We start from the raw sequence: 5,994 nt of genomic DNA, 5'->3' as shown, positions 1-5,994 counted from the left end.
GCACCCGCCCGCTGCCGGCCCGGCATCCGCCCGGCGGGTGAGACCCACCCGCCGGGCATCGCCGTATGCCCACCGCTCACAGCCGCGGGTCCACCGGCTCCGATTCCAGGGCCAGTACTCCGAACACCGCCTCGTGCACCCGCCACAGGGGCTCGCCCTCCGCCAGGCGGTCCAGGGCCTCCAGACCGAGTGCGTACTCGCGGATCGCGAGGGAACGCTTGTGGTTCAGGAACCGTCCGCGCAGTCGGGTCAGGTTGTCGGGGCGCGTGTACTCCGGACCGTAGATGATCCGCAGGTACTCGCGTCCCCGGCACTTGATGCCGGGCTGCGCCAAGCGCCCCTCGCCGGTGCGCACCACCGCGCCGAGCGGCTTGACGACCATGCCCTCGCCGCCGCGGCCCGTCATCTCCAGCCACCAGTCGACGCCTGCCTGCACCGACTCCGGGTCCCCGGTGTCGACGTACAGGCGCCGGGTGGTGCGCAGCAGTCCGGTGCCGTCGTGCTCGACGAGGCGGTCGAGCAGGGCGAGCTGTTCGTCGTGCGGGAGCGCGGCGAGGCTGCGGCCCTGGACGGCCAGGAGCTGGAACGGCGCCATCCGTACGCCGTCGAGGCCGTCCGTGGTCCAGCAGTAGCGGCGGTAGGCGTCGGTGAACGCGGCCGCGTCCGCGGCCCGTTCACGCTGGCGGGCCAGCAGGTCGGCGACGTCGACACCCCGGGCGGCCGCGCCCTCCAGCGCGGCCAGCGCGCCCGGGAACACCGCCCCGGAGGCGGCGCCCACCGCCGCGTACTGGCTGCGCAGCAGTCCCTGGGCCTTCAGCGACCACGGCATCAGCTCGGCGTCGAGCAGCAGCCAGTCGGTGTCGAGCTCCGCCCACAGCCCGGCCGCGTCGATCGCCGACCGCAGCCGGCCGAGGACCGCCTCGGTGACCGAGGGGTCGTCGAAGAACGGGCGGCCGGTGCGGGTGTAGAGGGAGCCGGTCGGACCCGCCCCGACGCCGAAGCGCCGCTGCGCCGTCTCCGCGTCCCGGCAGACCAGGGCCACCGCCCGCGAGCCCATGTGCTTCTCCTCGCACACGACCCGCTCGACGCCGTCCTCGCGGTACTGCGTGAACGCCTCGACGGGGTGCTCCAGATAGCCCTCGACGTGCGAGGTGGCCGTCGGCGCCATGGTCGGCGGGAGGTACGGCAGCAGCCGCGGGTCCACCGCGAAGCGGCTCATGACCTCCAGGGCTGCGGCCGCGTTCTCCTCACGGACGGCCACCCGGCCGGCGTACCGGGTCTCGACCGCGCGGCGGCCGTGCACGTCCGCCAGGTCCAGCGGGCGTCCGTCGTGGCCGCCCGGCGCCTCGCTGCGCAGCGGCTTCGTCGGCTCGTACCAGACCTGCTGGGCCGGTACGTCGACCAGCTCGCGCTCCGGCCAGCGCAGCGCGGTGAGCTTGCCGCCGAAGACGGCCCCGGTGTCCAGGCAGATGGTGTTGTTCAGCCAGGTGGCCGTCGGAACGGGGGTGTGGCCGTAGACCACGGCCGCCTTGCCCCGGTAGTCCTCGGCCCACGGGTAGCGCACCGGCAGGCCGAACTCGTCGGTCTCGCCGGTGGTGTCGCCGTACAGCGCGTGCGAGCGGACCCGGCCGGAGGTGCGGCCGTGGTACTTCTCCGGCAGACCGGCGTGGCAGACCACCAGCCGGCCGCCGTCGAGGACGTAGTGGCTGACGAGCCCGTCGATGAACTCCCGTACCTGCTGCTTGAACTCCTCGCTCTCGCCCGCCATCTGGTCGATCGTCTCGGCCAGTCCGTGGGTGTGCTGGACGTTGCGGCCCTTGAGGTGGCGCCCGTACTTGTTCTCGTGGTTGCCGGGCACGCACAGGGCGTTGCCGGAGCCGACCATGGACATCACGCGACGCAGCACACCGGGGCTGTCCGGGCCGCGGTCGACGAGGTCGCCGACGAACACCGCCGTACGGCCGTCCGGGTGCACGCCGTCGACATAGCCCAGCCGGGTGAGCAGGGACTCCAGCTCGGCCGAGCAGCCGTGGATGTCGCCGACGATGTCGAAGGGACCGGTGAGGTGGGTGAGGTCGTTGAACCGCTTCTCGGTGACGACGGTGGCGTGCTCGATCTCCTCCACCCCGCGCAGCACATGCACCTTGCGAAAGCCCTCGCGCTCCAACTGCCGCAGCGAACGTCGCAGTTCGCGGATGTGGCGCTGGACCACTCGGCGCGGCATGTCCGCCCGGTCGGTGCGGGCCGCGTTGCGCCGGGCGCACACCTCCTCCGGGACGTCCAGCACGATGGCGATGGGCAGCACGTCGTACTTCCTGGCGAGGTCGATCAGTTGACGCCGGGAGTCCTGCTGCACGTTGGTGGCGTCGACGACCGTGCGCCGGCCCGCCGCGAGCCGCTTGCCCGCGATGTAGTGCAGGACGTCGAAGGCGTCCCGGCTGGCGCTCTGGTCGTTCTCGTCGTCGCTGACCAGGCCGCGGCAGAAGTCGGAGGAGATGACCTCGGTGGGCTTGAAGTGGCGTCGGGCGAAGGTGGACTTGCCCGAGCCGGACGCGCCGACCAGCACGACGAGGGAGAGGTCGGTGACGGGCAGGGTGCGCCCCTGTCGGATCTCGGTCATGCCGCCTTCGCCTCCTTCTTGTCGGTCCTGTCGGTGTCCCGCATCCGGAACACGGCCATCTGTGTGGGCGGCCCCACCTCGGGGTCGTCCGGTCCGACCGGCCTGAACTCGACCTCGTAGCCGTGCCGTTCGGCCACGAGTCGCGCCCAGGTGCGGAACTCCTCGCGCGTCCACTCGAAGCGGTGGTCGCCGTGCCGGACGTGTCCGGCCGGGAGGGTCTCCCAGCGGACGTTGTACTCGACGTTCGGGGTGGTCACGAGGACCGTGCGCGGACGCGCCGCGCCGAACACCGCGTACTCCAGGGCGGGCAGCCGGGGCAGGTCGAGGTGCTCGATCACCTCGCTCAGCACGGCGGCGTCGTAGCCCTTGAGCCGGTTGTCGGTGTAGGAGAGCGAGCCCTGGAAGAGCTGGACCCGCGCGGCCTGCCGCTCACCCATCCGGTCCAGCTTCAGCCGCCGGGCGGCGATGGTCAGCGCCCGCGCCGAGACGTCCACGCCCACGATCTCCGTGAACCGCGGGTCCTTCAGCAGCGCCTGCACCAACTGGCCCTGCCCGCAGCCGAGGTCGAGGACCCGGGCCGCACCGGACTCGGTCAGCGCGGTGACGATCGCGTCGCGGCGCTGCACGGCCAGCGGGGTCGGCTTCTCCTCCGTCTCGGCCTCGGCCGCCACGGCGTTGTCGATCTCCTCGACCGCGCTGTCGTCGGCCTCCGCCAGCCGTACCAGCTCCAGCCGTTCCATCGCCTCCCGCGTCAGCGACCAGCGACGCGACAGATAACGGTTGGTGATCAGCTTCTGCTCGGGGTGGTCGGGCAGCCAGCCCTCTCCGGCCCGCAGCAGCTTGTCGACCTCGTCGGGGGCGACCCAGTAGTGCTTGGCGTCGTCCAGGACGGGCAGCAGGACGTAGAGGTGGCGCAGCGCCTCGGCGAGGGTCAGCGTCTGCGACGCGAGGACCAGGCGCACGTACCGCGAGTCGCCCCACTCCGGGAACTCGGTGTCCAGGGCGACCGGTTCGGCGGTCACCGTCCAGCCGAGCGGTTCGAAGAGGCGTCCGACCAGGCCGGCGCCGCCACGGGCGGGCAGCGCGGGCACCTCGATGCGCAGCGGCAGGGGCTGCCCGGCCCGCTCGGGCAGGGCGTTGCACACACCGCGCATCGCGCTGGAGAACACCGCGCTCAGCGCGACCGCGAGCAGCGAGGAGGCCGCGTACGGGCGGTCGTTGACGTACTGCGCGAGCGCCGCGTCGGGTGCGCCGCCCCGGCCCTTGCCCTTGCCGCGCCGCACCAGCGCCACCGTATCGACCTCCAGCAACAGCGCGGCCGTGCAGCGCTCGTCGTCCGCCTCGGGGTAGAGGACGTGCGCGGTGCCGTAGGAGGTCGAGAACGCCTGCGATTTCCCGGGATGCTTGTGCAGCAGGAACCCTAGGTCGGTCGCGGGGCGCTCCTCGGTGCCGGTGGTGCTGATCGTCAGGAACATATGGTCGAGTCTCCCGGGCAGAACGGCTCGCGACCACCGGTTTTCCCGCGTCCGGGGGCCGGGGGGTGCGTGGCGCCAGGGCGCGCCGCGGGGCGCATGACGCCCGGGCCTCGCGGGGCGCCCGGGCATCGCGGGGCGCCCGGGCATCGCGGGGCGCCCGGGCCTCGCCGGCCTCGCAGGGCGCCCGGGCCTCGCCGGCCTCGCGGGGCGCCCGGGCACCCTGGGGCGCATGATGCCCGGGGCCCGCATGACGCCCGGGGCCCGCTGGCCTCGCGGGGCGCCCGAGCACTGCGGGCCCGGTCGCGGAAGCCGTTCACCAGGCCCGGGCGCGAGAAGCGGCCCACCGGGCCCGGAGCGTGGACGGTGGTCCGGCCCGGCGTGGACGGCGGTCGGCGTCGACCTTGAGCTCGTCGACCTCGCGGCCCATCGCGGCGGCGCGCCGGGCGACCTCCTGGTCGTCCCTGCCGACGCAGACCACGAGGGCGTTGGAGCAGACGAGGTCGTCGGCCGCGCGGCCGGCTTCCACCGCGGCGGCCCGCACCCGGCCGAACTGCCGCTCGCTGTCCTCGACCGAGCCGAACGGCATGTTGAACTCGTCCGCGTACTGCCCGGCCAGCCGCGGCGTCCGGCTCGCGCCGTGGCCGCCGATCAGCTCCGGGATCCTCCGCTGAGCGGGCTTGGGCAGCGCGGGCGAGTCGGTGAGGTCGTAGTACGTGCCGTGGCAGTCGTAGGACTTGCCGGGCTCCGTCGCCCACAGTCCCGTGACGATCTCCGGCTGCTCCTCCGCACGGCCGAACTTCTCCTTCGGGAACGGAATTCCGTACGCCGCGCGCTCCTCCTCGAACCAGCCCGCGCCCAGGCCGAGTTCGACGCGACCGCCGGACATCCGGTCGACCTGCGCGACCTGGATGGCGAGCACTCCGGGCAGCCGGAAGGTGGCGGCGGTCATCAGCGTGCCGAGCCGGATGCGCTTGGTCTCGCGGGCCAGGCCCGCAAGGGTGATCCAGGCGTCCGTGGGGCCGGGAAGGCCGTCGACGGAACCCATCTTGAGGTAGTGGTCCGACCGGAAGAAGGCGTCGAAGCCGAGGTCCTCGGTCGCCTTCGCCACGGTGAGCAAGGTGTCGCAGGTCGCCCCCTGCCGGGGCTCGGTCAAGCGCTGTTCACGCATCAATTGCATCGAGCCGGAGGCCTCCTCCGCAGGGTGCGACTTCTACACGGCCGCGTACCGCCGCCAGCACGTCTCTTCGATCCACGGGGAACCGCGTCCTCGTCGCGTTCGGCAGCCCGGCGCCGCGGAACCCGCACGCTCCAGTCCGTCTGGCGCAGGATGCGCCAGGTCTGCGCCGGGGGGCGGCTGACGCCGGAGGGCGACGAACGCCGACGGGTGGTGGGCGCCGGGGCGACTGACACGAATCTCGTGGCGCAGATCACAAACAGCTGTGGCCGGATCGTGGAGTACCCATGAACTTCCCATGCCATGCTCATGCCTCATTACCGACCGGTAGTACTCGTCAGTAGGACTCACCGGTGACGGTTCCCCTTTGCCACCCCCCACCCCCCTCAGGACTTGACCTTGCGCAGACGCACGAGGCGTGGGCACACGCGTGCCCTCATGCCCTTACTGACCACGGCCGCCCTCCTCCTCGCCGCCGGCTGCTCCTCGCCGTCGCGGTCCGCCGACCCGCCCGCCACGGCGGCGGCCGGCGAACAGGCCACCGCCACCGCCACCACCGGCACCGCCTCCTCCGAACGTTCGCTCGCCGTCGCCGCGGCCCCGGCGGACGCCGCGACCGCCACCGCCCACCCGGGACGTTCCGGCGCGGAGACGGCCCACGGCACGACACTCGCCGTCAGCTCGTACGACAGCAAAACCCGACGCGCGGTCATCGCGCCGAAGGC

At 73.0% G+C, this 5,994-nt stretch carries 3 protein-coding genes and 2 pseudogenes; 1 reads left to right on the top strand and 4 read right to left on the bottom strand.

Annotation, left to right across the window (positions count from 1 at the left end; all coding sequences use genetic code 11):
• Positions 1 to 76: 76 nt before the first annotated feature.
• The 4 genes and pseudogenes from FNH09_RS43635 to FNH09_RS50360 all read right to left on the bottom strand — a co-directional run bounded on the left by FNH09_RS43635 (position 77) and on the right by FNH09_RS50360 (position 5,574).
• Positions 77 to 2,620 (bottom strand): polynucleotide kinase-phosphatase, encoded by a 2,544-nt coding sequence (locus tag FNH09_RS43635; protein ID WP_152895417.1) that lies wholly within the window; start codon positions 2,618 to 2,620, stop codon positions 77 to 79.
• Positions 2,617 to 4,095 carry a 3' terminal RNA ribose 2'-O-methyltransferase Hen1 gene (locus FNH09_RS43630; RefSeq protein WP_152895416.1) on the bottom strand — a complete coding sequence of 493 codons (1,479 nt, stop codon included), beginning with the start codon at positions 4,093 to 4,095 and terminating at the stop codon, positions 2,617 to 2,619. Before FNH09_RS43630 ends, FNH09_RS43635 begins: the two co-directional genes overlap by 4 nt.
• Positions 4,096 to 4,420: 325 nt before the next feature.
• Positions 4,421 to 5,263 (bottom strand): annotated as a pseudogene (locus FNH09_RS43625) (LLM class F420-dependent oxidoreductase); the annotation flags it as partial.
• Entirely contained in the window at positions 5,263 to 5,574 is a 312-nt protein-coding gene (locus FNH09_RS50360; RefSeq protein ID WP_420802839.1) for a winged helix-turn-helix domain-containing protein, read from the bottom strand. The gene FNH09_RS50360 and the pseudogene FNH09_RS43625, both read right to left, overlap by 1 nt.
• Before the next feature lie 133 nt (positions 5,575 to 5,707).
• Here FNH09_RS50360 and FNH09_RS46920 point away from each other — a divergent pair.
• Positions 5,708 to 5,994: pseudogene (locus tag FNH09_RS46920) on the top strand (hypothetical protein); the annotation flags it as partial.

Origin of the sequence: Streptomyces adustus, from assembly GCF_009377175.1 — a bacterium.
GTDB lineage: Bacteria > Actinomycetota > Actinomycetes > Streptomycetales > Streptomycetaceae > Streptomyces > Streptomyces adustus.
This window is presented reverse-complemented; position numbering and strand designations above follow the sequence as displayed.